Origin of the sequence: Xenorhabdus griffiniae, assembly GCF_015163655.1 — a bacterium.
In the GTDB taxonomy this organism is placed as follows: domain Bacteria; phylum Pseudomonadota; class Gammaproteobacteria; order Enterobacterales; family Enterobacteriaceae; genus Xenorhabdus; species Xenorhabdus griffiniae.
Genome location: NZ_JADEUF010000185.1, coordinates 1 through 3,814, shown reverse-complemented (window position 1 = coordinate 3,814; position 3,814 = coordinate 1). Strand labels below are relative to the sequence as shown.

Sequence of the window (3,814 nt, the reverse complement as noted above, 5' to 3'; positions counted from 1 at the left end):
GAATATGGATATGGTTAATATTTATTAACGGGTATTGATAAGGAGTAATATATCTATTTTAAATAAGGTTGATGACTTTTTTTATTGATCCAGGATATAAAGAGTGCTCTTATTAGTCGAATCCAAGTAATAGCCCAATATAATTGGGCTAATGGTCATATTTATAAGAATCCTCTAAGCAACCGCATTCTGATATAAATCCCAACGGTTTCCATAAATGTCTTCAAAAACGACGACCATACCATATTCTTCCTGACGGGGTTCCTCACAAAAATGGACGCCATTTTCTTTCATTTTGTGATAATCACGCCAAAAGTCGTCAGATTGCAGGAACAAGAATACCCGTCCGCCACATTGGTTACCAATAAATGCTTCTTGTTTTTCGTTAGAGGCTCTTGCCAGCAGTAAGTTACAGTCACTTTCCGGGTTTGGCGTGACAACAACCCATCTTTTTCCTGGCTGTGGCGTATCTTCTACTAATGTAAATCCCAATTTATTGGTGTAATAATCGATAGCTCTATCATAATCATCTACAACGATAGCGACGTAACCCATACATCTTTTCTGTGTTCTCATGGTATTCCTATTATTTTACGACTTAAAAAATTACAACATTCGGGTGCCTAATTTCACGTTTTTTTCTGCTTTGATAATTTTGCCAATGCGAATGTCGAGTGACATGAAAGCGTCAATTGTAGCGGGTGTCAGAGTTGTATTTTCCATAGGGTTTAATTCATTGTTTAAATTATGTTATTTATAATAAGGAAAATGTGAAGATATGTATAGATTTCAGCGAACACCCCCCGCAATGAGTTTAACCTGGTGAGTTTTTGGATAGTGCTCAGAAATTTTCTTTTGATGCAGCCACCAGCGTAGGTAATTGACGTCATGGCGATGTGAGTCGAACAACAGGCCGACGATACTGCCACTATGGGCAACGTTCAGGCCATAGATACCCGTTTGCTCAACCAAATCCCGCAGTTGATCAAAACAGGGTTTCGGTAGTATCGATTGGCTGGCGATGGCGCTTAACGTGCAAGCCTCCCCAAGGCGGTCATAGTCATGCTGTTGGTTCGCGGTATGAAATTGCCACCAGGCATGTTGGAATAAAAGGGCATTATCCCGCCCTTGTGCGTGATGATCCTGTTGGTGATATTCTTCTGTCAAAATGGTTTGTGGGCTTTCCAACAGCAAAATATCAATATCAGGTTGCCAATCGAAGGGAATTTGAGTCTGGGCGGTGAGATGGTCAAACAAGGTCAATCGTTTGAATATTGTACTGTCAGTAGGCTCCAGTTTGACACAGAGTTGTGCTAGCTCCGTGCTTTCCAGTGACTTACCCAATAATCTGGCGGTGGCCTGGGCGGTAGCAGCAATATCCGCTGTGCTGCTGGCCATGCCTTTGGCGATTGGAATTGTCGATTGATATTCAATACGCAAGCCAGCAGTCAATTCTGGTGGTTCCTGCCAGTAATTCAGCAGTAAATTTACCATTTGGCGCATACGTGGCCGTTCATGTGGTATGGGAATTCCTTCACTAACGGAAACACAACTGAACCAATTGATTGGGCAGGAGATTAACTTTTCTCCTCCAAACAGCCATCCTTGTAGCAGCTCTCCACAGGAAGCGGGACAAGAGGCTTCAGCCATAGGCAAAAACCTGTTGCATCGCTGCAATTAGGCGCTGATTTTCCCACTCACTGCGCACGGCTATGCGATAGTAGCGTTCATCTAACCCAACATAATTTTTACAATGACGAATTAACAGCCGATATTTAAGTAAAGCATGCCATAAATCAACATTGGGTTTATGACAGCGGAAGAACAGAAAATTAGCCGATGGCGGCCAGACAGTCAGTTCTGGGAAAGTTAAAAGCTGGGTCCATAGATAATGTTGCTGTGATGTTAGCCATTGATGTGTTGCAGCAATATAGTCATGTTCATCAAACAAAATTTCTCCAACCCGCGCAGCAAAGGCATTCATTGACCACGGTTCACGCCGGTTTTTCATCTCTGCAATCCCTGCGATATTTCCGCTAATTAAATAGCCCAAACGTAATCCGGGAATGGCAAAGAATTTGGTCATTGAACGTAATACATAAAGATGCTTAGAGACAGCCACTTGCGGAATCAACCCTCGATTCTCAGGGAGAAAATCAATAAAGGATTCATCGACAATCAATGCAATCCCTTGTCGCTCACAATGTTCTACTAGCGATTGCATAAACGGATTGTCCGGCATTAATCCGGTAGGATTATTGGGTGTGGCGATAAAAACGCAATCGGGTTGAATTGTGGAAAGCGTATTAAGCAGGCGTAAATCAGGTTGAAATCCGGCTTCCTCTGTTAATGGATAGTTGATAATTTCTGTACCAATTTGCCGCAAAGCTCGTCGATATTCAGCAAATCCTGGGATAAGCAGCAAGGCGCGCTTAGGATTGAGATAACGGGTGACAGCATAGATCAGTTCTGTTGCACCATTGCCTGCGATTACTGAGTTGTAATCGCATTGATGGGCCTCTGCTATCGCCTGATGCAAGTGGCGATATTCCGCATCTGGGTACTTTTCGATGTCGGCAAGACTATTTTTGATCAACACCTTAACCCGTTCTGATGCACCTAATGGATTGATATTGGCACTGAAATCAATCAGCTCATTGGCGGAAAGGCCATATTGCTGGGCAATGCCGATGATATTGCCGCCATGTTCACTCATGGTATTGCTCCGTAAGTGGGAGGGAAGGAGAGCATTGCCCCTAAATTGACGACATCACCAACCACAATCAGCGCGGGGGCATGTAAATGCTTCGCTTCCGCTTTTGCAGCCAGGGTTTCCAATGTGCCTGTCACGCTCTCTTGTTTGGGATGGCTGGCATACATGATCACCGCAGCAGGTGTTGTGGGGGATTTACCATATAGCATCAATTGTTGGCAGATCTCCATCAGGCGGCTCATCCCCATTAGAATAACTAATGTGCCTTCCAATTGGGCGAGTATCTCCCAATTCTGTTGTTCATTGCCTTGAGAAGTGTGTCCAGTCACAACGTGGAAACTCGATGCATAATTGCGGTGGGTAATGGGAATACCGGCATAGGTTAATCCACCAATTGAGGAACTGATCCCCGGAATGACTTCAAATTTGATGCCATGTTGTGCCAGCACTTCCGCTTCTTCCCCTCCACGGCCGAAAACATAGGGATCGCCGCCTTTTAAGCGAACAACCCGTTTTCCTGCCTGCGCATGTCTGACCAGAATTTGATTAATCTCGTCTTGTGGGATGGGATGGTAATCATGTTCTTTCCCAACATTAATAATTTCACAGTGGTCGGATACCTGGGCAATAAGTTCAGGATTGACGAGACGGTCATGAACAATGACATCCGCAGATTGAATACAGCGTAATCCTTTGACTGTAATTAAACCCGCATCACCAGGGCCAGCTCCCACTAACCATACATTGCCTTTATTCATTGAATTACCTCTATGGAATTAAAATATAAATCATCAAAGAGAAAAATATATTTTCATCAGGATAGTGAGGCTCTATTTTTTGTTTTTATAAAAGTTTGTTTATTCTGCCTTATATTTTTTATTTATTGCTTTATGGATGATTTCTTCTTGTTCTTATGAGCAGTGTTATGTCGATTTCAGTTTTTTATAATTATTACTTTAATGTGGGGTAAGTGAATTTGATTTATATCAATATTCGTATTATTAAGTTTGAATTATTTTTAAATTGAGTTTCGTTGTCTGTTGTAAATATTTTTACATATGAAAGTTTCTTTATCTTGCTAATAAATTTAATTTTTTTATT

The 3,814-nt window shown here is 42.1% G+C and carries 4 protein-coding genes; all 4 read right to left on the bottom strand.

The window, feature by feature from the left end; all coding sequences use genetic code 11:
* Nucleotides 1–174: 174 nt before the first annotated feature.
* The 4 genes from IQ211_RS18260 to cobA all read right to left on the bottom strand — a co-directional run bounded on the left by IQ211_RS18260 (nt 175) and on the right by cobA (nt 3,471).
* Entirely contained in the window at nt 175–576 is a 402-nt protein-coding gene (locus IQ211_RS18260; protein ID WP_189759930.1) for a VOC family protein, read from the bottom strand.
* A 213-nt stretch (nt 577–789) separates the two neighbouring features.
* Nucleotides 790–1,650: a GHMP family kinase ATP-binding protein gene (locus tag IQ211_RS18255; protein WP_189759931.1), complete on the bottom strand. Its 861-nt coding sequence runs from the start codon at nt 1,648–1,650 to the stop codon at nt 790–792.
* Entirely contained in the window at nt 1,643–2,716 is a 1,074-nt protein-coding gene (gene cobD / locus IQ211_RS18250; RefSeq protein WP_189759932.1) for a threonine-phosphate decarboxylase CobD, read from the bottom strand. The genes IQ211_RS18255 and cobD overlap by 8 nt, the downstream gene beginning before the upstream one ends.
* Nucleotides 2,713–3,471: a uroporphyrinogen-III C-methyltransferase gene (gene cobA, locus IQ211_RS18245; protein WP_189759933.1), complete on the bottom strand. Its 759-nt coding sequence runs from the start codon at nt 3,469–3,471 to the stop codon at nt 2,713–2,715. The genes cobD and cobA overlap by 4 nt, the downstream gene beginning before the upstream one ends.
* Between the last annotated feature and the right edge of the window lie 343 nt (nt 3,472–3,814).